The organism is Myxococcus hansupus (assembly GCF_000280925.3).
Taxonomy (GTDB): domain Bacteria; phylum Myxococcota; class Myxococcia; order Myxococcales; family Myxococcaceae; genus Myxococcus; species Myxococcus hansupus.
This window is the reverse complement of the sequence record NZ_CP012109.1, coordinates 6056865-6078297: the sequence shown is the minus strand read 5'-3', so window position 1 is coordinate 6078297 and position 21433 is coordinate 6056865. Positions and strand designations below refer to the sequence as shown.

At 67.9% G+C, this 21433-nt stretch carries 20 protein-coding genes; 8 read left to right on the top strand and 12 right to left on the bottom strand.

The window, feature by feature from the left end; all coding sequences use genetic code 11:
* Positions 1-22 precede the first annotated feature (22 nt).
* The 3 genes from A176_RS23545 to A176_RS23535 all read right to left on the bottom strand — a co-directional run bounded on the left by A176_RS23545 (position 23) and on the right by A176_RS23535 (position 4117).
* Positions 23-757, bottom strand: coding sequence for a Dickkopf N-terminal cysteine-rich domain-containing protein (locus A176_RS23545; RefSeq protein WP_226993966.1), 735 nt, complete (start codon positions 755-757; stop codon positions 23-25).
* A 213-nt stretch (positions 758-970) separates the two neighbouring features.
* On the bottom strand, positions 971-2716 hold the full coding sequence (locus A176_RS23540; RefSeq protein ID WP_021781506.1) for a sigma 54-interacting transcriptional regulator: 1746 nt from the start codon (positions 2714-2716) through the stop codon (positions 971-973).
* A gap of 117 nt (positions 2717-2833) precedes the next feature.
* Positions 2834-4117 (bottom strand): hypothetical protein, encoded by a 1284-nt coding sequence (locus A176_RS23535; protein WP_144429588.1) that lies wholly within the window; start codon positions 4115-4117, stop codon positions 2834-2836.
* 263 nt (positions 4118-4380) lie between these two features.
* Here A176_RS23535 and A176_RS23530 point away from each other — a divergent pair, with 263 nt between their 5' ends.
* Positions 4381-5601 carry an adenylate/guanylate cyclase domain-containing protein gene (locus A176_RS23530; RefSeq protein WP_082282804.1) on the top strand — a complete coding sequence of 407 codons (1221 nt, stop codon included), beginning with the start codon at positions 4381-4383 and terminating at the stop codon, positions 5599-5601.
* A 14-nt stretch (positions 5602-5615) separates the two neighbouring features.
* Complete coding sequence (locus A176_RS23525) at positions 5616-6236, top strand: hypothetical protein (RefSeq protein WP_002636380.1); 621 nt, start codon at positions 5616-5618, stop codon at positions 6234-6236.
* A gap of 39 nt (positions 6237-6275) precedes the next feature.
* Here the strand turns inward: A176_RS23525 and A176_RS23520 are convergent, their stop codons facing one another.
* The 6 genes from A176_RS23520 to A176_RS23495 form a co-directional block, all read right to left on the bottom strand.
* Positions 6276-7142, bottom strand: a complete 867-nt coding sequence (locus A176_RS23520; protein WP_002636379.1) for a sigma-70 family RNA polymerase sigma factor — start codon at positions 7140-7142, stop codon at positions 6276-6278.
* Between the two features lies 1 nt (position 7143).
* A complete protein-coding gene (locus A176_RS23515; protein WP_002636378.1) occupies positions 7144-7608 on the bottom strand; it encodes a carboxymuconolactone decarboxylase family protein in 465 nt (154 codons plus the stop codon).
* Positions 7609-7734: 126 nt separating this feature from the next.
* Complete coding sequence (locus A176_RS23510; protein ID WP_002636377.1) at positions 7735-8445, bottom strand: siderophore-interacting protein; 711 nt, start codon at positions 8443-8445, stop codon at positions 7735-7737.
* Positions 8446-8531: 86 nt separating this feature from the next.
* Positions 8532-10247, bottom strand: coding sequence for a B12-binding domain-containing radical SAM protein (locus A176_RS23505; protein ID WP_002636376.1), 1716 nt, complete (start codon positions 10245-10247; stop codon positions 8532-8534).
* A 196-nt stretch (positions 10248-10443) separates the two neighbouring features.
* Positions 10444-10680 carry a hypothetical protein gene (locus tag A176_RS23500; RefSeq protein WP_002636375.1) on the bottom strand — a complete coding sequence of 79 codons (237 nt, stop codon included), beginning with the start codon at positions 10678-10680 and terminating at the stop codon, positions 10444-10446.
* A gap of 192 nt (positions 10681-10872) precedes the next feature.
* On the bottom strand, positions 10873-11331 hold the full coding sequence (locus A176_RS23495; RefSeq protein WP_002636374.1) for a DoxX family protein: 459 nt from the start codon (positions 11329-11331) through the stop codon (positions 10873-10875).
* A gap of 242 nt (positions 11332-11573) precedes the next feature.
* Between A176_RS23495 and A176_RS23490 the strand changes: the two genes are divergently transcribed.
* Together A176_RS23490 and A176_RS23485 are read left to right on the top strand one after the other, a co-directional pair.
* A complete protein-coding gene (locus tag A176_RS23490; protein WP_002636373.1) occupies positions 11574-11774 on the top strand; it encodes a hypothetical protein in 201 nt (66 codons plus the stop codon).
* 199 nt (positions 11775-11973) lie between these two features.
* Positions 11974-12327: a hypothetical protein gene (locus tag A176_RS23485; RefSeq protein WP_002636372.1), complete on the top strand. Its 354-nt coding sequence runs from the start codon at positions 11974-11976 to the stop codon at positions 12325-12327.
* Positions 12328-12392: 65 nt separating this feature from the next.
* On the opposite strand, the gene A176_RS40970 is transcribed toward A176_RS23485, so the two are convergent.
* Positions 12393-13760 carry a M57 family metalloprotease gene (locus tag A176_RS40970; RefSeq protein WP_044890733.1) on the bottom strand — a complete coding sequence of 456 codons (1368 nt, stop codon included), beginning with the start codon at positions 13758-13760 and terminating at the stop codon, positions 12393-12395.
* 190 nt (positions 13761-13950) lie between these two features.
* Positions 13951-14775 carry a hypothetical protein gene (locus A176_RS23475; RefSeq protein ID WP_002636370.1) on the bottom strand — a complete coding sequence of 275 codons (825 nt, stop codon included), beginning with the start codon at positions 14773-14775 and terminating at the stop codon, positions 13951-13953.
* Between the two features lie 211 nt (positions 14776-14986).
* Between A176_RS23475 and A176_RS23470 the strand changes: the two genes are divergently transcribed.
* The 3 genes from A176_RS23470 to A176_RS23460 all read left to right on the top strand — a co-directional run bounded on the left by A176_RS23470 (position 14987) and on the right by A176_RS23460 (position 19538).
* Positions 14987-17239 carry a WD40/YVTN/BNR-like repeat-containing protein gene (locus tag A176_RS23470; protein WP_044890734.1) on the top strand — a complete coding sequence of 751 codons (2253 nt, stop codon included), beginning with the start codon at positions 14987-14989 and terminating at the stop codon, positions 17237-17239.
* 206 nt (positions 17240-17445) lie between these two features.
* A complete protein-coding gene (locus A176_RS23465) occupies positions 17446-17913 on the top strand; it encodes a DUF2147 domain-containing protein (protein ID WP_002636367.1) in 468 nt (155 codons plus the stop codon).
* Positions 17914-18089: 176 nt separating this feature from the next.
* Complete coding sequence (locus tag A176_RS23460) at positions 18090-19538, top strand: hypothetical protein (protein ID WP_002636366.1); 1449 nt, start codon at positions 18090-18092, stop codon at positions 19536-19538.
* 66 nt (positions 19539-19604) lie between these two features.
* Here the strand turns inward: A176_RS23460 and A176_RS23455 are convergent, their stop codons facing one another.
* Positions 19605-20390: an AraC family transcriptional regulator gene (locus A176_RS23455; protein WP_002636365.1), complete on the bottom strand. Its 786-nt coding sequence runs from the start codon at positions 20388-20390 to the stop codon at positions 19605-19607.
* 70 nt (positions 20391-20460) lie between these two features.
* Here A176_RS23455 and A176_RS23450 point away from each other — a divergent pair, with 70 nt between their 5' ends.
* On the top strand, positions 20461-21396 hold the full coding sequence (locus tag A176_RS23450; protein ID WP_044890735.1) for a DMT family transporter: 936 nt from the start codon (positions 20461-20463) through the stop codon (positions 21394-21396).
* Positions 21397-21433: the final 37 nt, after the last annotated feature.

Sequence of the window (21433 nt, the reverse complement as noted above, 5' to 3'; positions counted from 1 at the left end):
CGCACGGGGCCGCCTTCAGCCGCTACATGCAGGCGCCCATGGTGCCCGGCATGGAGAAGCACTGGCCGCTCTGGCAGTGAGCGTTCTCCGTGCACGGGAATCCGAGCGCACCCGGGCTGCAGAACCCGAGGACCGAGCCGGTGAAGGGCTTCACGCAGCTCCACGAGGAGGGGCAGTTCGAGTTCTCCGTGCAGAGGCCCTGCATGCAGAAGCGGCCCTTGTTGGGCAGCAGGCCGTTGTTGCACACCGCGCCGCCCAGGCCCGTGGGGCACACGCCGTCCTCGGGGCACGGCGCGAAGCTGGCGCAGTACGGCCGCTGCGCGCCGTCGTCATCCGGGTCCAGGCACACCGAATAAGTGTCGCAACCATCCTTGAAGTCGCTGGTGTTCGGGTCGCAGGAGGGCGGGTTGGCCGGAGGCGCCAGGCTGCACAGGCCCTCGATGCAAATCTGGTTGCTCAAGCACTGGCTGTTGGAGGTGCAGGTCGCCACCTGCTTGTTCTTGCAGTAGGAGACGAGCGTGGCCGTGTCCTCGGTGTCGCAGTACTGGTCCTCCGCGCAGTTCGCGTTCGACTGACAGCCGAGGGCACACAAGCCGTTGAAGCAGAACTGCCCGGAGGGACACGGCTTGCTCGTGCTGCACAGCCCCGCCTCCTGCTCGCTGGGATTCCTGTCGGGCCCCTCATCGTCGTTGTCCGTCGTGCTGCCGCAACCGATGGCCGTGAGCGCCAGGAACAAACCCATCACCAGATGCTTCATTGTCGTCTCCATGAGGTTCATCCGCACCGTGACGGCTCTCCGCCAGCGTGCGACGGGCGACACATGAGCAACGTGCGTGCCCAAGCCTCGCGAGACATCGAATCGCCCCGATTTCACGGGGTTGCATTCCGCCCCGGGCCCTCCGAGCGGGGACCGCGGGGGGAAACGTGCCAGGACTGGCACGCGGACGGGCGCCCCAGAGGAGGCGGCGTGTCAGTCCCCCTCGCCGAGGTATCGAAACAGGGAGCGGAGACCGATGCCCAGCGCCGCCGCCGCGTCCTTCTTGCTGCCGCCGCAGCGGGCAATCGCCTCCCGCACGTAGCGCTGGACAAACGCTTCCCGCGCCTCCTCCAGGGGAATCATGGGGGCGGTGTCGCCGCCCAGCTCCAGGTCCTCGGGGCGCAACAGCTCATCCGTTGCCAGCACCGCCGCGCGGCGCACGCGCGACACCAGCTCCCGCACGTTGCCGGGGAAGGGGTGTCCGCGCAGGGCTTCAGTCGCCTTCTGCGTGAAGCCTCGCGCCTTGCGCGCCTCCTGCGTCAGCACATGGTGGGCGATGAGCAGCACGTCCTCATCCCGTTCTCGCAGGGGCGGCACCTCCACGCGCACTTCTTCCAGTCGGAAGCGCAGGTCGGAGCGGAAGGTGCCCCGCGCGACCGCCGCTTCCAGGGCCACGTGGGTCGCGGACACCACGCGGACGTCCACCTTGCGCGGCTGGTGTTCGCCCAGCCGGGTGACCTCGCGCTCCTGGACCACGCGCAGCAGCCGCGTCTGGAGCGACAGGGGCATGTCTCCAATCTCATCCAGGAAGAGGGTGCCCCCGTCGGCGGCTTCCACCAGGCCCGCCCGCTCCGCGCCCGCGCCGGTGAACGCGCCCCGTGCATGGCCAAACAGCTCGCGCTCGATGAGGTTCTCCGGCAGGGCCGCGCAATTGATGGCCACCAGCCGGCCACGACGCCCGCTGCGCCGGTGGAGCGCTCTCGCCACCAGCTCCTTGCCCGTCCCCGTCTCGCCTTGAATGAGGACGTTGAGCGGCGTGGGCCCCAGCCGCTCCACTTGCCGGTACAGGGCTCTCATGGAAGGGGACTCGCCGATGAGCCCTTCGAACGTCGCCGCTTCGATGCGGCGGGTGAGGCCCTCCACCTGGGCGCGCAGCTCCGTCAATTCGCGCCGGGTCGACAGGAGCAGCGTCGTCAGCGCGCAGAGCGCCATGGCTTCTTCCAGCGCCACCGAGGAGAAGGCCGGAGCGCCCAGCCTCCGCCCCAGGTACACCACGGACAGCGGCACCTGCTCCACGCGCAATGGCACCACCAGCGCGGAGCCCAGCCGCAGGGCTTCCATGCTGGGGGCCCTGGCCAGCGCCGCGTCCGCCTCCACGTTCCCCACGCGCACCGGAGCCCCCGACGTCAGCACCCGGTCCACGAGGCTGTCCACCACCGCCGTGTCGGGCTTCGCGCCGGTGGCGCACAGGACGCGCCGAGCTCCCTCCCGGGAGTCCGCGGCGACGAGGAACCCCACGTCCGCGCCCACGACGTCGGCGAGTCCGCGCATCGCCACCTCCAGCAGCTCCATCGGGGGCCGCTGCACCAGCAGCCGCGCGGAGAGCTCCCCCAGCACCGCCACCAGCCGGCCGTCGCTGTTCCTGGGAGGCACCGCCACCTCTGCTCCCAAGACGGGCGATTCCGCCTCGCTGAACTCCACCTCCACCGTGCCCACGCGGAACCGGTCGCCGGATTCCAACGGCGCCAGGTCCACGCGCCGACCTCTCACCTTGATGTCACAGCCCTTGCCCGCGGGGGACACGCTCCAGCCACGCGCGTCGCGAAACAACAGCGCGTGGCTCGGCTTCACGCCGGGAGCAATGAGCACGGCGTCACACGTGGCGTCGGAGCCCACGGAGACGACGGGCTTGTCCAAGGAGATACGGCGGCCGTCGGGGAGGACGAGAAACTGGGGCATGGCGTGAGCGGGCGACGCACCCGCATATCACGCCTCGGGGACCGCCGAGGGCGCCTCGCGGAGCGCGGGCCCGCATGCTCGGGCAAGAGCTTCGCGAGGCCCGTCTTCACTCCGGCGTTACCGGGGGCTTGCGCCGCGGCAGCTCGGACACTTGGCCTTGCTGCGACCGCTGCCTTGACAGTAGTTGCAGCGACCGCCCTTGCCGTGACACCCGTTGCAGGTGCCAAGGCCCGTACCGTCACATGCGCGGCACGGCTTGCCGGTGTGTGATGACGCCGCTGCTGCCCCGTCGTCGTTGCTGCCGCCTCCTGAACTGCTGCCCGCGATGGCCGCGAGGGATTCCGCGAGCCTGCGTTCACTCTCGGTGGGGCCGCTTTCGCCCCGTGCCGCCTGGACGGCCTTCTCGAGGTCTCGGCCCAATCGACCGCGCGAGCCCCAGGTGTTGAAGTCCATCGCCGGGCCCACGAAATAGAGCTGTTCGCCTTTGATGACGGCCTGGAACACACCGAGGTACTGGCGGGGGCAGTCGTCAATGTCGACGAACTCGAAAACGAGCGTGCGAGAGGGCGCCGCGAACGCGAGGTCTTCCGGCGTCGAATGCGACCGCACGTTGTCGACGATGTGTCCGAGAAACGCCTCGAGCGTATTGAGCAGCGTGCCCTTCAGGTCGCTCGAGTGGCTCGTGACTTCCGCGTCCATCGTCGCCGCGTCGGTGGCCCACGCATAACGCCACTTCACGCCGTCGCCAATGAACTCCCCGAGCGCGGCAAGGTGCTTGTCGATTGCTTCGGTGGGCCCGTCCGACGGCGCGGGCGCGGCTTCGGGGGCTGAGACGGCCTCCTCCCGCGCGGCTTCCGGCTCAACGGGCGCGCTCTCCGACTCAGCGGGCGCGCTCTCCGGCTCAGCGAGCGCGCTCTCCGGCTCAGCGGGCGCGCTCTCCGGCTCGGGCTCGTCGTCCGATGGAGACTTGCCGATACGCGCCAGGGCATCGCGCACGTCGAGACCGACGTCACTCCATCCGGCCTGATTCGTCTTCAGTGCGTCGACGCGGAACACGAGGTCGAGGCGGCCCCCGTTGAAGTAGACCTGTCCCGTCGAGATGCCACCATCGAAGCTGTCGATGGAGAACCGCACCACGCGTTGGGGCGCGGCTTCGGAGACGGCCCGGCCCACTGCTTTGGGCATCTTCGAAAGATTCGCGACCAACTGCTCGAGGTACTGCATCACCGTCGAATAGAGCTGGCCGTGTGCCCACGCATGCTCGGCCGTCACCGCTGCATCGAGTTCTTCGTCGCTCGGTGCCAACAGCAGTGAAAACGGTTGCCCCTTCCCAGCGACCTCCCCCAGTCGCGTCAATGCGTCGTCAATGCGCTGCTCGGTCTCTGCCTTCTTCTCCATCAATTGTTCGTTCATGGCGCTCAGAGCTACGTCAAGGTGGAAGGAGGGCCCTCGAGCTCGGCGAGTAACAAGTTCATGGATGTGAAGGACGCCCCCTCACAGGGGAGCCTAGCATCGGGAGGGACGCATCTGCTTCCAACGCCGCATGGGTCACGAGGGCCTCATTCGCCTGGGGCCATGCCAGGGATTGGGCTTTTCCTTTCACTCCACCGCCCGACCTGGCGGACGTCCTATAGTGGAGGCACCTGGTTTCCACGCTAGGTGGCATGGAAGAAACCGCTGCCCTGTTTCCGCGATGCGTGCCGGACTTCCTGGCGCGCCGAGCACAGCGTTTCGCTCATGCGCTCACGGCGGAGGCGTCCGAATGCTTTCGCGGCGCCGTGCTGTTCGCGGATGTGTCTGGGTTTACAGCGCTGACAGAGCGGTTGGCTCAGAAAGGTTCGGTCGGCGCCGAGGAGTTGTCCCGCCTGCTCGAACGGCTCTTTTCTCCCATGGTGCAGCTCGTCTCCACGCATGGGGGCGACACCTTGCACTTCCCAGGCGACGCGCTGCTGGCGCTCTGGCCCGAAGCCGACGAGGCCGAAGGGGGGCTGGCTGCTTCGGTGAAGCGCGCGGTGGCCTGTGGTCTGGCACTTCAGTCACTGGCGAAGGAGGCCTTCTTCCAGGCGGCAGCGCTGTCGCTTCGCGTGGTGGTGGGCCACGGGGACGTTCAGGTGCTGCTGGTGGGAGGACACCAGGGGCGGGGGCAGGTGCTCGTTCGCGGCGAGCCCTTCACGCAGTTGGGGGGCCTGGAGAAAGCCGCCGCGCCGGGTGAAGTGTGGGTGTCTTCACCTTCCTGGCAGTTGCTCGGCTCCGAGGCGCAGGGCCACGTCGGCCCTTCTGGCATGGCGAAGGTGACGGCGGTGGCCGCGCCACGGCCACGTTCGCTGCCGCGGCTGCTGCGCGAGGAGGGGGCTTCCATCATCGTCCTGGAGGACTGTCATTGGATGGACTCCGCGTCATGGGAGCTGGTGCGTCGCCTCGTCAGTGACGCTCCGGCGGGCTCACTGGTGCTGACGCTGCGTCCCATTCCGGAGCAGCCTCCGCTCGCGCTCGAACGCCTCCGTGAAATGGCCTCCACCCAGTGGCTCTCTCTTGCGCTGCTGTCAGGAGAGGAGGTCCGCGAGCTCGTCTGTGCCCGGCTGGGCGTGGAGCGTGTCCAAGACGCATTGGCGGCATTCATCCTCCGCAAATCCGAGGGGCATCCCTTCTTCTGCGAGGAGCTGACCCAGGCGCTCCGGGAGCAGGAGTTGCTGGTCGCCGAGCACGGGGTGTGTCGCTTGACGTCCGAGGCTGGAGACATGGAGAGCGTGGGGCTCCCCTCGACGGGTTGGCCTGTCGGCGGGGCAGGGATGCGCGTAGGGGCGTTCGCAGGTGTGCAGGTGGGTGCACAGCCGTGGATTCGGGCCGCCGTCTTTTCAGGGGCTTCGCCCTGGCATGCCCGTTGATTGAGGGATGACGCATGAACCACGGCGACCTTCGCATCTGTGCATTGGCGGGACTCTTGTTCGCGCCGCTGCTCGTGCATGCTCACGAAGAGAGGCCTGTGACGTCCCGGCCCGCTGCCCCTGCCAGCACCCAGCGATTGAGCAGTGCCGCGGCGCTGGGCGTTCACTCGCTCTCGCTGGATTCCGTCTCATCCGAATCGATGGCCTTCATCGTGGACATCGAGCAACCGCTGTCGCGTTTCCTCTCCGTGTTCGCGGGCGGCCACGTGGGAATGAACCTGAGAGCGACGGGGCTTCAAGCGGGTGGCCGTCTCTATCTGACGGGGAGGCCCTTCCAGGGACCGTTCCTGGCGCTCCAAGGTGATGGCACGCTCATCGACGGAGGTGACGATGTGTCCATGCGCCGTGCTTCCGTCAGCGGGCTGATTGGCTATTCGCAGCAGGTGGGGCGCCAATGGCACATCGCACTGTCCGGCGGCGCGGGTTACAGCCACCTCCGGCAGGAGACGGTGATGCCGCGCTCCGCGGCCTGTACGCTCTTCGCCTGGTGTCTGCTTTCGGAGCCCGAGCGCACCGTTCAGAGGTCGGAGTCGCTCCATCCCGTCGTCCGCCTGACGGCCGTTCACCGGTTCTGACGCTTCGAGGCGGACCGTTGCCGGCCTCCGGGCCGCCAATCACGTTGGCAGCTTGTCCTTCACCAGCCCGCGGACCGCATGGAGCTTGTCGGGGTTGCGGGTGACGTAGATGGCGACGACCTGTCCATCCTCGATGCCCAGGGCGGTGGTCTGCAGCGTGCCGTCCTTCTCCAGCGTGACGAACGCGGGCAGACCGTCGACGAAGCCCTCGTGTACCAACTGCGAGTAGTTCTCCTCCAGCATGCGCAGCAGGCCCTCGAACAGGCGCAGCGTCTTCTCCCGGCCGTAGATGGGATTGAGGGCGGCTTTGGTCTTCCCGCCGCCATCCGAATACACGACGACGTCCTGGGCGAGGAGCCCCTGAAGCGCCCGCAGGTCTCCGCCTCGGGACGCCGCGTAGAAGGCGGAAGCCAGCTCCCGTCCTTGGGCTTCCGACACGGGGAAGCGGGGCCGGGCCTCGCGCACATGGGCCCGGGCGCGGCTGGCGAGCTGGCGACACGCGGCGGGGTCCCGGTCGATGGCCTTGGCCACCTCCTCGAAGTCCATGCCGAACACGTCGTGCAGCAGGAAGGCAGCCCGCTCCAGGGGAGACAGCCGCTCCAGGGCCATCATCAGGGTCAGCGTCAAATCATCCCCCTCCACCGCGTCGACGATGGGCTCCGGAAGCCACGTGCCCACGTACTCCTCGCGGCGCACGCGGGCGGACTTCAGGACATCCAGGCTCAACCGCGTCACCGTGCGGACGAGCACGGCCTCGGCGTCGCGCACGGCGGCGCGGTCGGTCTGGTGCCAGCGCAAATACGCCTCCTGCACCACGTCTTCGGCCTCGGCGACGATGCCCAGCATCCGGTAGGCGATGCGGAGCAGCCGGGGGCGCAGCGGGTCAAAGGCGTCAGCGGGATTCAACTCAGGCGGCCTCGGTGCGGGGAGCCGTGACAGGGTGGATGCTGCGGTACCCCACGGAGATGCGGTTCCAGATGTTGATCACGCCGATGAGCAGGGTGAGGTGCGCAATCTCCTGCTCCGAGAAATGCGGCGTCAGGGCAGCGTAGTCCTCATCGGGCGCATGCGTCTGGGAAACGTGCGTCAGGGCCTCCGTCCAGGCGAGGGCCGCCCGTTCGCGCTCGGTGTACAGGGGCGACTCGCGCCAGCCGTCCAGCAGGTAGATGCGCTCCTCGGTCTCTCCATGCGCGCGGGCATCCCGGGTGTGCATGTGGATGCAGAACGCGCAGCCGTTCATCTGGGAGGCGCGGATCTTCACCAACTCCTGGAGGCTCTTCTCCAGGCCCAGCTCCAGGACCTTCTGGCTGTAGTCGAGGGTCAACTTCATCGCATCGGGGGCGACAGCGAACGGGTTCATCCGGGGCTTCATGGGCGGCTCCTGTGCGTCGTGCAGGGCGGAAGTGCCTGCGTTCAATCTCAGGACGACGCAGCCCGGGCCGCGTGTGACATGGCCTTTTCCGGCCGATTTTTTCGCCGCTGCCCGCCGAGCGAGGACTCAGTCCAGCCCCGTCTTGCCCACCGACCAGTAGGCCTTCACCTTCGGGGTGGCACGGTCGCCATCGCCGCGCAGGCGAGCACGCAAGGCCTGGATGGATTGGGCCCGGCCCGTCATCACCAGCACGGCCCCGGGCTTCGCTCGCAGCGCATCCCGAAGACGGTCGTACAGGTGGGCCAGGTGGGCGTCTCCAGGCTCGCGCGTCACGACCTGACCTTCGATACCCAGTTCGCGGAGGACGGGGGCGCAGGCGCCGGGCTCTGTCACCTCGAAGACGGAGGTGACGTCCCGCCGCGCCGCGGTCCGGAAGGCGTAGGCCACCGCGAAGGACGTCTCGTCACCGAACAGCACCACCGGCGCGTCTCCGGTCTCCAGGGCCAGCGAGCGCCGGGGCCCGAAGAAGGAGACGGCGTCGCCCGCCTTCACCTCGCGGCCCCACTTCGCGCCCGGGCTGTCGCCATGCAGGTACACGAGGAAGGAGGTGGCGCCGCGTTCCTCGTCCCAGGACAAAGGGGTGTACGTGCGCATGCCCAGCCCTGGCAGGTAGACCTGCACCTTGTCGCCCGGGGTCCAGGCCTGGCCCTTGAGCGCGGGGCCCGCACAGTCAAGCTGGCGGAAGGCGCGCGAGCGTTCGTGAACCTGGGTGACACGGCTGTCGGTGAAGAGGAACCGACCCAAGACGCTTCCCAGCACGGCCTTCGCGGATGCCATGGGCACCTCCCTTCCGGCTTCCATAAGCGCCCGCTCCGCGGGGGGCTCGTGAAGTTGCGTGAAGCCGCCCGGTGCGGTGCGGAGGACTACGCCGGTTGGAGGAAGCGCCCGTCCACCAGATGGTCGATGACCTCCCGCGCCGAATGCGGGTCGAGCCGGGCCTTCGCACCGAGCTTCGACACCGCGCTGGAGACCGTCGTCGGGTGCTCGAAGGCGGCCAGGGCGGCCAGCAGGATGGCGCCGTCCTCGCCCTGCATGAGCGTGGGGTCGGAGAACCGATTCGGGCTGACGGAGGGGGCGCAGCTCATGGTGATGCCATCCACCGAGCGCAGGACCGTCACTGCCTCGCCCGCGAACTTCGCGGGGGCGCGGTGACTGCCGAGCCAGTCGCCCAAGGTGAAACGCTGAGTCCAGGGGGCGGTGTTGCGCAGCCGCGTCTTGCCGTGGACGGCGACGCTCTTTCGTTCGTCGCGGTGCTTCCAGGCCATCGCGTCCACCTGGTCGGAGGTCTGTTGGACCGCCGCTTCCAGGCCCGCGTCGCGGAAGCGAATCATTGGCACGGACACGTCACCGGGCTCGCGGCGCTCGAAGTAGTCGAGGAACTCCGCGAACGTCTTCGCCTCGGTCTCCATGTCGAAGCGCGCGGGGTGCTCCGTCACCAGCGCCCCGGGCTGTGCCTCCAGCCGCTGGTAGCCCACCACGCAGTCCAGTCCGATGATGCGCTCCACGAGCCGCAGCTCCTCCGCCAGGGTGGCCTTGCTCGCGAAGGGCAGACCTCCAATGCCGGAGATTTCGATGTCCAGGTTGGGGTACTTGCGGCTCGCGTCGATGACCTCCAGCAGCTCGCGGTCCTTCGCGCAGGGCTTGAGCAGGCCCCGGCCCATCTGCTCCAGCCGCTGCTGTTCGGAGAAGCAGCCGATGTCGATGACCATGTAGACGCGCTGGAACGTCGCGGCCAGGGCCGCCACCAGCTCCACCTTGGGCACGCCCCACAGGAAGTACGTGCAGCAGTGGTGGGAGAGGTCCACGCCCGCCCAGGTGCCGCTCAGGAATCCGGCGGTGCTGCCCGCGAAGTCGTAGCGCATCTGCCACGTGCTGCTGGCGATCTCCTGGTGGTCGCGGCGGACGTACTCTTCGGCCCGCAGGAAGGGCTTCGCGCGCCCGAAGTCCGCCTTCTGGTTGCCGCGTGCCCCACCGCAATACAGGCAGTTCTCCCCGCAGCCCTTGCCGGGCGCGACCCAGCCAGAGAACGAGTGCAGGTCCATCTGGCTGAGGAAGATGTCGTTGAAGTGCGAGTAGTAGATGTCGTCCGAGTTGGTGGCGCGCTGCACGTACGCCAGCGGCAGCCGGCGCGGACGGCCGTCGGGAGTTCGCGTCACGACGTTGGGCGGCGCCTCCTCGCCATTGCAGAGCGCCAGCAGGGGCACCTCGCCGTCGCCCAGCACGACGTGGTCGATGCTGTCGTACCCGCTCAGCTCCTTCCACCAGTACGACGCGGAGTTGCCTCCCACGACGACGCGGATGGTGGGGTCCAGCCGCCGAATCGTCCGCGCGATGAGCAGCGCGCGGTCCACGTGGTGGAACCACTTGAGGCTGATGCCCACGAGCTTCGGGCGCACGCGGCGCAGGAGGCTCTCGAAGGTGCGCGTCACCTCCGCTTCGGTCTCATCCCCGTCGTACAGGCGAACGAACGCCTCGATGCCGCCGCGCCGGAGGTAGCCCGCCAGGTACAGGATGCCGCACGTGGCCTCCCCCGTTCCGGCACCGACGAGGAGAACTGGCGAGAGGACACGACCACCCATGCGACGCACACCGGCCTTTCGAAAACGGCGGGCAGCGTAGGCGATAACGGCAGGGACGGGGCGGAATGATGGGCCTGCTCGCCTGGCGGCCCAGCTTCAACCCGGAGTGCGAGTGCGCGTCGGGCCCAACGCGGGGTTCCTTGGCCTACGGACACACTTTCTTCGCGGGCCCGGGTCTTCCCTCCGGCGCGCGGCGCTACTCGTAGGTGGGCAGGCAGCGGTTCGTCGTCCAGACGCAGTGCCAGTTGCCGGTGGTGGCCTGGTTGCACGTGGCCTCGGTCTTCTGTTTGGCACAGAAGCACTCCCAGGCGTGCCCGCTACAGAGCGACTCCTGCTCCACCTCGTTCAGCGGGGCGTCTCGTTGCACCACGGCATCCGTACCACCACACGCGGACAGCCCCAGGAGCGCTACCACCACGGCAAAGCGATGCATGTGGAACTCCCTGTCATGAGGGCGCGAACGTAGCCTCAAATCCAGAATGGCGGATAGCCAGGCGCCGTGCTCGTCGTCCACACGCTGACTTCGCTGTCCGTTCCCGGCTTGGAGGCCGCGCCGCTTCGCGCCAACCGGGACGCCCGGGCGCGTCGGTGTGGCGCCAGGGGCGTGGCTCATGCCTGGCGCGCGTTACTTCGCGTTGCGCAGCGGAAGGAGGGTGCGGAGCCGCTCATCGCGCAGCCAGAGCCCCAGCCAGAGCAGGGTCGCGACATAGACGGGGAAGAGCAGGTGGGTGAAGAGCGGGTTGTCGACCCGGACATGGGTGGCGACAGCACCGCCGAGATAGCCCGTCCACAGGATGGCCCCCAGCACGGCGGTTCGCGGAAGGAGGTACAGGCCCAGGCACACCATCTGAACAACGCCCAGGCCAAAGAGCACGCTGACCGGGTAGCCGAGCTCCACGGTCCCCTGCTGTGCCTCCGGAATCTGGAGCAGCTTCCCCGTGGCATCGAACAGCAGGAAGAGGACGGCGATGCCGCTCAGGACTCGCCCCGTCCACAGGGCCTTCTTGGAGGTGGACCCCGAGCCGGACTGGAGGCGGGTGGCGGGGAGGGACTGCTGGAGTTCGGTCTGGGTCGTCGCGGTCATGGGGGCTCCTTCAAGCGGTTTTGAGGGTGAGACCGCCCTGGCCGGCGAAAATCATCGGTCGGTCCGAAAAAAGAGCGCGGGACGCCCTGGGCCTGCCTGGCTGCCGCTTGAAGGTGGGGCAATGTCAGGCCGCTGCCTACGTCTGCGTGCGGGGGACGGGGCGTGGCTGCGCCCCCGTTGCCGAGCGCCTCATCGGCCGGAGGGCATCTGGGGCGCCCGCGGGTGACTCACGGGAGAGGTGCATGAAACCTTCAGAGAAGGCCATCGAGGTCTTGCGGGAGTTGCGGGCTCGCGGATTGTCCTTGGATGAGGCGCTGACCGAGATGCGGGACTCGAAGTTCGGGCTCATCGGCGTCGTCAAGGCCATCCATGTCGTCGAGGGCCAGAGTTACACGGAGGCGGTTGGCTGGCTCGAGCGAAGAGGGGACGCTTCGCGGTTTTGATTCCAGCAGGGCGTGTCGGAGGCCGCGCTGCCTCACTGTCTGTGAATCTTGTTCTAAGCAGATGGGATGGCTTCATCCTGATGATGAGGGATTGAAAGGTTGTCTCCGCTTCCCGGGTCATTGGGGCGGCATTGGGAGTGTGTGAGGGTTTTCGTGGGGCGGGCGCGTTTCGCTCCCGTCCCATGCCCCCGGAGGTCCTATGCCCCACACGTCCCGTCTCTCGTTCCTGGCTGTGTTCGCGCTGGTGTCTTGTCTCTATGCGAAGGAAAGCCTCGCGCAGAATGCACAAGGCGGAGCGGTCCGGCACGATGCTTATGTCACCGTCCCCAACGGCACCGTCAACGACTGGGCCCTCCACGTGTCGCCCAGCGACATGGGGTTCGAGGAGCACGGCTCCGAGGGAGACAATGCCTTCATCAAGATGGAGTGCTACGCGGTCCCGGTGAATCAGTACACGTGGCGAATCGTCGCCCGGTACAAGTCTCGCCATTCGAATGGTCGCGATGGCATCTGGTACTCGGGTGGGGCGAACTACCTGCTCGTCCGTAAGTAGGCGTCCGCGGCGCGTCGCGTGTCCCTCCGGGCGTGACAGCCCGGAGGGACGTGTTCGCGGCGCGGCTACCTCAGTCCGAGCGTGATGCTCCCAGACCAGGCCCCATAGCTGTACGTCGTGATGCCGTTCCGCGTCGACGCGGTGTAGCTGCTCTGGCCCGGCGCGATGGTGACGACCACCCGGCCTCCCGAGGAGGGAATCACTCCCGCGTGCACCGCGGCGACGCACGCGTTGGAGTCATCGGTGTAGATGTCCGTGCCCCACACGGCCCCGCTGCTCACCGCCCCGCAGGTGCATGGAATCTTCGTCCCGTTCTGCCCGCGGTACGACGTGAAGCTGTAGGTCGAGCAACTGGGCGGAGGCGGCGTCTGCCCCACGAAGGAGATGCTGCCCGACCAGGCGCCGTAGGAGCTGGTGGTGACGCCGTTCCGCGTCGAGCCCGTGTAGCTGTTCTGTCCCGGCTGGATGGTGACCGTCACCGTACCGCCCGAAGCGGGGATGGCTCCCGCGTGCACCGCCGCGGTGCAAACAGCCGAGTCATCCGTGTAGAGGTCAGTCCCCCACACGGCCCCGCCTCCGAGGGTCGTGCAACTGCACGTGATCTGCCTCCCGTTCTGCCCCCGGTAGGACGTGAAGCTGTAGCTCGAACAGCTCTGGACTCCGCCGCCACCGCCGTAGAGGAAGTTCAGCGCGGTGATGTCGGTGGCCGTCCATTCGCCCGTCTCCGTGGAGCGGAAGCAGGAGTTCATGACGGAACCGCCAACGGTGGCCGTGGTCGGCGTCCCCGGGATGTGGATGGCGCCCACGCCCGCCTCACCCTCATCGCCGCCGATGTTACAACTGATGCTGCGGTTGTAGTAGTCGGAGTGGCGGAACCCGATGGCGTGGCCCAGCTCGTGGGTGATGACGTGTTCATTCACGTCCGCGCTGTAGCTGTCCAGGCCCGTGCCAATGTTGATGATTCCATAGGGCTGCCCGTTCGAGGGGAACCCCGCGGAGCCGCCGGTGCCCGTCGTGGTCTGCGCGATGATGTTCGCGGTGCAGTCCGTGGAGGGACCCCGCGAGAAGGTGAGCCGCAGTCCCTGCTCATTGTAATTGGCGATGGCCAGGTCGAGCCCTTCGCTCAGTCGAGGGTAGGCGTTGAACGCGGCGGTGGGGTTGACGCAGATCTTCGTCACGCTCGTGCCGACGAGGTTCGTCGTGTGGTACTGCTCGGTGCTCTCTTCGGGGGTTTGGATCATCTCGCGCGACGCATCGAGCGTTACGTGAGCGTCACGGCCCACATAGACGGCACCATCGACAATCATGATGTCGTTGGCCGGAAACCCGGCCTGGATGAGGTTGGAGACAATCTCCTGGTTTTCGGCCTCCGGATCGACACCGCAGCCCGCGAGGGCGACACCGGCGATCAACGCCATGGATAGCTTCCGCATCGGGACTTCCCTTTCAAAGGACGACAGGTGGTGGACGTTGCCGCCTGGGAACGCCAGCCGCGACTGCGCGCCCTCCCCATGAGCAATCCCAGGCGCTGGCAGCGAAGCATGCGGCGTATGCCTTTGCAATGCCGCTCCCCCCGTGCCGCAGCGCAGCGGCCAACACAGCGACTCGCGGCGGAATCGTGCGCTACGAACGTCCTTTCAAGGATTCGGTGACCCTCGACTTCGCAACGGCACGCTCCTTGTTGAGCCAGTCGTGGATCTGGTTTTCGAAGGGGGGCTCCTCGAATTCTTCCGTGGGAGTGAAGGGCACGCGTGCGGGCAGCGCGTCGCCGCCCGTGCGGTCCCACACCCGTTTGCGCCAGGCAGGAGTCCCCCTCACGTCGCGGTCGAGCTGCGCATGAAACCGCTGGATGAGGTCATGCGCCCAGGCCTCCTGGTTCGAACTTTCTCGTACGAGCACCGTCTCACCCGCTGAGAGAAGCGTGACGGGGCGGAGGCACGCAGGACCCGCGGCGAGTTCGAAATCCGTGGAGGCTTCGTGGAACGTGAGTCCTACCAATGCAATGGCTCCCGCCGTGAAATCCGTGCAGTCGTCCGGCAGTCGTTGGGGCTCCAGGCTGACGGCGCAGGTCGCGCCGCGCGGGAGCGGGCGGAGGGACACGAACCGGGCTGCCTTCATCAGGGCTTCAACGGCCCAGCGGGTGCCCATCAGGGGGGCGAGGGTGAGGTGGGTCGGCATTTCGATGAAGAGCTCCGTCGCGTGCGACGCGGAGGGCTGGAGGGGCTCCACGCCGCGTGGATCGGACAGGCCATCGGTGACGAACCAGGTGAAGTCCCCCAGGGTGATGGTCCGCCAGGGGACCCCCACGGACCATCGCTCCTCGTCGTCTGGAAAGGCGTTGGGTTCGGAGACCTCTCCCAGCGTGCGGTAGAACGTGAGCCGTGTCTCGCGTGCGGAGGCTTGCAGCGCGGCGAGCTGCGCCTGCGCGGAATGGTTTGTTTCAGTCACGTGATGTTCCCCCTCGGTGATTCGAGCAGTTGACCTTCCACGCTATTAGAGCAAGTCGTCGACCCGCACGGAGAATCGCGAAGAACGCGTGCTCGGTGGGGCAGGTCTCCCGTTCACTTCCGTGGGTGGAGTCGTTCGCAGGGCAAGGGCCTTCTTCCCTTCGTGCGCTCCCACGCTCAGCTTCGGCGTGGGATGTCCAGGGAGGTTGTTGATGACGGGGCTGGTGGGGTTCGTGTTGGCCGTGGTCGTGGCGGCGAGCGGCTCGGAGTTGGTACCGGTGAGCGGGGGCAATGCCCTGACGCTCCCAGCGCAGCGACACATCGTTCGCATCGAGACCGGGGACAATCGACCTCCGACGTGGCTGGTGGCCATTCAGCATGGAGGTGTGGAGGGAAGGGGGTTGGTGCTTTATCGCTCCGAGGACGCGCTGCGCACGGTGCGGCGGGTGGGAGACATCCAGCCGAATGCCGCGCACGCGGACCGGGCGGAGCTCTTGGCCGTGGGCCAGGACGTGGCGCTTGTCTATTCCTACGAAGGCCCCCAGTTGGCGGCTTCGAGCCAGCATGACGTCTACTTTCAATGGTGGCGGTATCAGCCCGGAGCGAATACCTGGGCGCCAGAGCCCGCGGTGCGGGTGTTCGACGCGGCTGCCAGCACGGGCTATTCGCGGGCCTTGCTGGCGCGGGACTCGAATGGGCGGTTGTGGGTGCAGGCCTTCCGGCTGGAGCGCGACGGCGGGTCAACTGCGGTGGTGTCCGTGTCCGTGGATGGAGGGCTGCGCTTCGGTTCGGAGCAGGTCCTGGACACGGTTCGTCGGCGGGGTGGGGGACGGCTGCTCAGCGTGGGGACGCAGCTCGTCTTCCTGTATGGCATGCATGATGGATGGGAACCGGCGCGCATGCGCATTCGCTCGGACGCGGACCCGGTGGGCGCCTGGGGCGCCGTGCGTCAGGCGTTCTCCGACGGCGTCTATCACGGCGCGGCGCTGAGCGCGGTGGCGGACGGGCGTGGCGGCATGCACCTGGTCTACAAGGACGAGGCGGAGAAGCTCTACTACCGGCGGTTCGACGGCAGCGGGTTCGGCTCGCGCGTGCTGGTGGAGAGCAGCTCGGACTGGGCGACCCAGCCGGCCATCACCCGCATGGGTGACACGCTGTATGTCTTCTACAACCGCGTGCGCACGCTCAACACGAACTACGAATTGCGCATGCGCACGGTGGGCGAGAATGGCGACCTGGGGGACGCCGTGACGCTCGATGGTGACGCGACGTTCAAGGGTTACCTCAACGCGGTGGATGTCCTGCCAGCGGGGAGCAGTGAGGTGCCGTGTCTCTACGGTGACGCGGTGGACGCGAATTCACGAGGCACCGTGTCGCGCGTGTCGCTCGTCCTCTCCAACGAGCCGCCCCCAGGGCCGGAGCCAGAGCCGGAACCCGAGCCGGAGCCTGGGACGATGGGGCTGGACCTCGTGCGTTCCAATGCCACGCATGAGCTGCTCGCGGTGGATGGCGCAGGGACTGTGTACGCCCTTCTCGCGGGAGGCCCGCGGTCGCGGCTGATGGCGAGCACGGACGGTGGCGTCACCTTCTCCGCGCGAGGGCAGGGGGGCGGCAATCTGTGGACGCTGGTGGCGATGGAGCCGGGGGTGCTCCTGGCGGTGGCCAGTGACAGCGGGGTGTACTTCCTCCAGCGCTCCACGGATGGCGGGATGACGTGGGGAAACAAGGTGCGCCTGGGAAGCTTCCGCGCGCACGGTCCGCGAAGCTTCGCTCGATGGGGAGGCACGTGGTTCTTCCTCGAGACCCAGACGGCCACCTCGTCCGCCGTGCCGCTCCGGCTCTGGGCCAGCACGGATGGTGGGGCGACCTGGTCCGTGCGCTCCACGCTCACGGAGCACCGTCAGGGCTACGCAGTGGCGGTGGAGCCGGGGACGGGCGCGCTGTGGGCGAGCCTGGGGAGCAATGCGGCGCAGGCGGCGGTGCTGCGCTCCGTGGATGGTGGTGCGACCTGGACGTCGCTGCTGCGTGGCTACGGGGCGAACGCAGTCGCAGGCGTGGTTCATTCGAGCGGAGCGTTTCTGTTCGGCCAGTCGACGCTGTTCATGCCGGAGCAGCCCAAGCTGCAGACCCTGTCTCCGGCGGGAGCGCTGAGCACGTTGATGTCACTGCCGGGCCCCGCGTCTTCGCTCGCGCCGGTGCCTGGAGGCGGGTGGGTGATGGGCACCGCCTGGTCCGGTGAGGGAGACGTCCACGCGGCTGGCGACGTGTCCGCGCGACTCTTCCTCAGCGCGGACGGGGTGTCCTGGCAGGAGGTCCGCCGGTACGAGCGGATGCCGGGGGCTGACCTGGCACGTGCGGACGTCTGGGGGGCGCTGCCTTCAGGAGAGCTGGTGGTGCGCGTGGAGGACGCCAACGGCTTCGGGAGCGCGGGCGTGGGATTCCAGGTTCTCCGCGTCCGTCGCTGATTCGAACAGGGGCTGCCGCGAGGACTGACTTTGGACATCGTGAGCTGGCTTTGTCTGGCCATGACGCGAAGCGGCACGGTCATGTCCGGCACAGTGCGCCATGAACGGGTGTGTGCCGGGCAGGGGCTGGAGTAGAAACGACGTGATGAGGCGGCTCGAATCCAGGCTTCATCCAACGTGAGCCCCGTGCAGAAGGACTTCGAAACATGAATGCATCCCGCTGGTTTGGACTCGCTTCCCTGTCCCTGCTGTTGGCGTCGAGCGCCCTGGCAGAGGACAAGGCCCCCGCTGCCGCGAATGCCGCCGTGGGTCGGTGGACGACGATTGATGACGAGACGAAGAAGCCCAAGTCCGTCATCGCCATCTACGAGGAGAACGGGAAGCTGTTCGGGAAGATCGAGAAGCTGTTCCGCGAGCCCAATGAAGAGCAGAACCCGCTCTGCGACAAGTGCCAGGGGTCGTTGAAGGACCAGCCCATCATCGGGATGACCATCCTGCGCGACCTGAAGAAGGATGATGACGAGTGGTCCGGCGGCAACATCCTCGACCCGGCCAACGGGAAGACCTACAAGTGCAAGCTCGCCGTCGAGGACGGGGGCAAGAAGCTGAAGGTCCGCGGCTACGTCGGCATGTCCCTGCTGGGCCGCACGCAGTACTGGGTCCGCGCCGAGTAGCTCCGCTCCGCCGTGGAATCCCCGGCCGGGCCTGCTCATGACATCCATGTCAGGGTGGGCCCGACTTCGGGGCCATAGGGGTGTTCGAAATCCTTGGAATCACAAGGGCTCTGAGTTGGCGTGAGCGTTGCTAAGCCCGGACGCCTGTCGACTCGCTGTCCAAGGAGCAGAGCACCATGTGGAACTCAAGGCCCTGGCTTGCCGCCGTCGCCGCCTTCGCATTCGTCTCCACCGGCTGTGACAACGAGGAGTCCGTCGACGCGAGGAAGGTCGCTGACGTCGCGGCCACGCGCTCCGCGCAGATGTTGAAGGGTGTCAGCGCCAGCATGCGGACGACGAGCAACCTGTCGTCGCTCAATGGCCTGGGCGGCGCGCTGTCTTCGCTCGGCGCGGGTTTCGAAGGCGTGCCTGTCCCGGAGTTTCCCGTGGGCGCGGAGGGCACGTCGCTCTTCGCTCCGGAGACCACGGACGCGCAGGCGGATCAACTGGCGCGGTTCCTGCGTGAGCGCATCTTCACCGAGGCCAACGTCGAGTCGTCGGATGGCAAGACGCTCCTCTTCCGCTTGAAGGGCAGCGAGGTCTGCACCGATGGCGCCTCTCGCCCGGACGAGGGCTGTGTGCAGGCCGTTGACGCGGCCGAGCTGCGCATTCGGGCCACGAGCCTGGGCAACGACTCCCTGGAGCTGGAGCTGCTCATCGGCCCGAACCGCGTCGAGCCGATGTCGCTGCGCTTCCTGCCGCAGGTCGCCTCGTTCGTGGTGGACCTGGGCGGACTGAAGGGCGCGGTGGCGCAACTCGCTTCCGGCATGGAGGCGTTCCTTCCGGCGGTGATGGTGGGGCAGGTGGAGTTCAAGGTGACGGAGGCGGGTGCGCAGCACTGGGTCTTCAGCACCTCCATCCTCGATGCGCTGCGCCTGGAGATGGCGCTGCCCGACGGCACCTTCGCGTTCTCGTCCGCGCGGGCCGAGCCGCTGGTGGAGTTCGAAGCGGACGGCGCCGCGAACCGCGCGCGTATCTCGCTGGACCTGAACGCCACGGAGCTGCGCCTGCCTTACATGGGCACCGCGCCCGGGCTGCGTGGCAAGGACTGGACGCTGTCGCTGGCGGGCCTTTCGTACGCGTTCACCGCGACGGAGGGCCAGACGGACTTCGCGCTGGAGCGCGTGGGGCTGGGAGACGCTCAGAGCCACCTGCGCCTGGGAGACGACACGCTCTTCACGCTGGACCTCAATGCGCAGTCCGGCCGGCACTTCTCCGCGACGCTGTCGAGCGGGGCGGACGGCGCGCCGCTGCTGAAGGTGCAGCCGGAGTTCGACCTGGTGACGCGCTTCTACCTGGCGCCGCTCAAGGCGGACCCCTCGTTGGAGATTCCCTCGGCGTATGAGGATGCGTCCTACCGGCTGCGGCTGAGCGGTGGCAACGGGGCTCCGAGCCTGCGCGCGGTGCCCGCCAACGCCTCCACGGGCTTCAAGGGCGGGTTGCAGTTGGTGACGGGCGAGCTGCTGCTCGCCGCGAACGACACGCAGGTGGTGGTCTCCCAAGGCCAGTGCCTCGTCAGCGCGACGCCTGCCTCGGGGGAGGCGGCGTCGCTGCTGGCGTACCTGAGCGAGGGCAACTGCGAGTAGTGCTCCAAGCGCGTTGATGTGGCACGAGAGGGCCGCGCCCATTCCAAGGGGGGCGCGGCCCTCGTTTTATGACGCCACGAAGCCATGGCCGCGGACCTTGTCCGGCGTGGTGCCCGTCATTCTCCGGAACATCGCGATGAAGGCGGAGGCGCTGCTGTAGCCCAGGTCGAGCGCGATGGCCTCCACCGCGTGTCCCTGCTCCAGCATCGCGAGCGCCTTGACCACGCGCAGCCGCTGTCGCCACTCGCTGAACGACAGCCCCAGGTGCTGCTGGCAGCGTCGCTCCAGCGTGCGCTCGGTGGTGTGCAGCGCCTGGGCCCATTCGGCCAGGGAGCGTTCATCCTCCGGGTGTTGTTCGAGCGCCGTGAGCACCGGCTCCAGGAGCGGGTCATCGGACATGGGCAGATAGCTCCCATGGGCGGGCGCCAGCGTGAGTTGGTCGATGAGCACCCGGAACAGCCGGCGCTCCGCGCTGGTGCGTGGCTGCGCCAGCTCATGGCCGCGCAGGTGCTCCAGCAGGGACTTCATCAGGGGGCTCACCGCCATCGCGCACGCCGCCTTGGGCAGGCTCCGGCACCACTCGGGCGCCAGATAGAGCGAGCAGTGGCTCGCCTCGAAGCGGTTCATGCCCCGGTGCTCGACGTCGGGCGGCAGCCAGATGCCGTACTGCGGTGGCGCGAGGTAGTGGCTGCCCGCCAGCTTGAGCTCCATCACGCCGCTGAAGGCGTAGACGAACTCACCCCAGGGGTGACGATGCTGGGGGTAGGTCGTCGCCGCGGGCAGGCTCGCCGCCCGGAAATACACGGGGTGTGGAAGCTTTGTGGTGAAAGGAACCTGGAGCTGCTTCGCCATGGCGCCTTCTCGGGATGGGTTGTCGGAATCTCGCTATATCAATCAGCCTCGCCAGCCGCAGTATGGGGGCATGAGTTCTCACCGGAAACCCGCGGACGGCTTCGCGCTCGCGACCATGGTCGTGTTGTGCGCCATCTGGGGCATGCAGCAGGTGGCCGTCAAACTGGCCGCTCCCCACATCCCCACCATGATGCAGATGGCGGTGCGTTCGGGCCTGGGCGCACTGCTCGTGGGCTTGCTGTGCTGGGCGCGTGGCGAGCGAGGGTTGCTGCGCCATGGGCCCTGGCGCCCCGGCCTGCTCGTGGGGGTGCTCTTCGCCTCGGAGTTCCTCTTCGTCGGAGAAGGGCTGCGCCACACGCACGCCTCGCACATGGGCGTCTTCCTCTACACCGCGCCCGTCTTCGCGGCGCTGGGCCTGCACTGGCTCGTTCCCTCCGAGCGGCTGCGGCGCACGCAGTGGCTGGGCATCGCCGTGGCCTTCTCGGGCATCGCGTTGGCGTTTGGCGGCGGCTGGCTCCGAGGCGGCATCAGCCCGGGCGTGCTCTGGGGGGATGCGCTGGGACTGCTCGCGGGCCTGGCCTGGGGCGCGACCACCGTGGTGATTCGTGTGTCGTCGCTGTCCGACGCGCCGCCCACGCAGACCCTGCTGTATCAACTGGTGGGAGGTGTCGCGCTGCTGCTGCCCGTGGCGCTGCTCACGGGGCAGGCCGGCCCCATCAGCATGGCTCCCGTGGCCTGGGCGAGCCTGCTCTTTCAAGGCGTCATCGTCTGCTTCGCGAGCTACCTCACCTGGTTCTGGTTGCTGCGCCGCTACCTCGCCTCCAACCTGTCGGTCTTCTCGTTCATGACGCCCCTGTTCGGCGTCAGCGCGGGCATCTTCGTGCTGAAGGAGGAGGCGGACCTGTCCTTCGCCCTGGGCGCGGTGCTGGTCCTCACCGGGATTCTGATCGTGAGCGGCTCCGGGCTGCTGCGCACCACGCCCGCGTTGAAGCCAGGGGCGACCTGAGCTCCGCGGAGGGCCAAGCTTCGCGGGAGCGCGCGGG

Excerpts from the sequence above, each read along its gene's own strand:
- A176_RS23545 (WP_226993966.1), bottom strand. The coding sequence starts at position 757 with ATGAAGCATCTGGTGATGGGTTTGTTCCTGGCGCTCACGGCCATCGGT.
- A176_RS23540 (WP_021781506.1), bottom strand. The coding sequence starts at position 2,716 with ATGCCCCAGTTTCTCGTCCTCCCCGACGGCCGCCGTATCTCCTTGGAC.
- A176_RS23530 (WP_082282804.1), top strand. The coding sequence starts at position 4,381 with ATGGAAGAAACCGCTGCCCTGTTTCCGCGATGCGTGCCGGACTTCCTG.
- A176_RS23525 (WP_002636380.1), top strand. The coding sequence starts at position 5,616 with ATGAACCACGGCGACCTTCGCATCTGTGCATTGGCGGGACTCTTGTTC.
- A176_RS23515 (WP_002636378.1), bottom strand. The coding sequence starts at position 7,608 with ATGAAGCCCCGGATGAACCCGTTCGCTGTCGCCCCCGATGCGATGAAG.
- A176_RS23510 (WP_002636377.1), bottom strand. The coding sequence starts at position 8,445 with ATGGCATCCGCGAAGGCCGTGCTGGGAAGCGTCTTGGGTCGGTTCCTC.
- A176_RS23505 (WP_002636376.1), bottom strand. The coding sequence starts at position 10,247 with ATGGGTGGTCGTGTCCTCTCGCCAGTTCTCCTCGTCGGTGCCGGAACG.
- A176_RS23500 (WP_002636375.1), bottom strand. The coding sequence starts at position 10,680 with ATGCATCGCTTTGCCGTGGTGGTAGCGCTCCTGGGGCTGTCCGCGTGT.
- A176_RS23495 (WP_002636374.1), bottom strand. The coding sequence starts at position 11,331 with ATGACCGCGACGACCCAGACCGAACTCCAGCAGTCCCTCCCCGCCACC.
- A176_RS23490 (WP_002636373.1), top strand. The coding sequence starts at position 11,574 with ATGAAACCTTCAGAGAAGGCCATCGAGGTCTTGCGGGAGTTGCGGGCT.
- A176_RS23485 (WP_002636372.1), top strand. The coding sequence starts at position 11,974 with ATGCCCCACACGTCCCGTCTCTCGTTCCTGGCTGTGTTCGCGCTGGTG.
- A176_RS40970 (WP_044890733.1), bottom strand. The coding sequence starts at position 13,760 with ATGCGGAAGCTATCCATGGCGTTGATCGCCGGTGTCGCCCTCGCGGGC.
- A176_RS23470 (WP_044890734.1), top strand. The coding sequence starts at position 14,987 with ATGACGGGGCTGGTGGGGTTCGTGTTGGCCGTGGTCGTGGCGGCGAGC.
- A176_RS23465 (WP_002636367.1), top strand. The coding sequence starts at position 17,446 with ATGAATGCATCCCGCTGGTTTGGACTCGCTTCCCTGTCCCTGCTGTTG.
- A176_RS23460 (WP_002636366.1), top strand. The coding sequence starts at position 18,090 with ATGTGGAACTCAAGGCCCTGGCTTGCCGCCGTCGCCGCCTTCGCATTC.
- A176_RS23455 (WP_002636365.1), bottom strand. The coding sequence starts at position 20,390 with ATGGCGAAGCAGCTCCAGGTTCCTTTCACCACAAAGCTTCCACACCCC.
- A176_RS23450 (WP_044890735.1), top strand. The coding sequence starts at position 20,461 with ATGAGTTCTCACCGGAAACCCGCGGACGGCTTCGCGCTCGCGACCATG.